This window comes from Bacillus sp. N1(2025), assembly GCF_053470005.1.
The window spans coordinates 1-345 of the sequence record NZ_JBLTJB010000043.1 but is presented as its reverse complement, the minus strand read 5'-3'; the positions used below and the strand labels follow the sequence as shown (position 1 = coordinate 345).

1 protein-coding gene is annotated in these 345 nt (G+C 44.6%); it reads left to right on the top strand.

Annotated elements, in window-relative coordinates:
- Positions 1–6: 6 nt before the first annotated feature.
- Positions 7–345 (top strand): condensation domain-containing protein (locus tag ACNFN4_RS22265; RefSeq protein WP_448200493.1); only part of this gene is annotated, 339 nt, incomplete at its 3' end.

Sequence of the window (345 nt, the reverse complement as noted above, 5' to 3'; positions counted from 1 at the left end):
ATATTTATGATAGAACTGCATAAATACAGCAGGCAACAAGATATCGTGGTAGGAACACCCATCTCAGGCAGGGTGCATCCGGATACCGAGACGATCGCAGGCATGTTTGTCAATACGCTGGCAATGAGAGGGTATCCAAGGGCTGAAAAAACATTCTTAGAATTTTTAAGCGAGATCAAAGAGCTGGCATTGAATGCGTATGAGAATCAAGAATACCCATTTGAAGAATTGGTAGAGGAAGTAGAAGTACGCCGTGATCTGTCACGCAATCCGCTGTTTGACGTTATGTTTACCATGCAGAATAACGAGGAAATCCATCTGGCGATGGGCGAAGCCCAGGTAAAC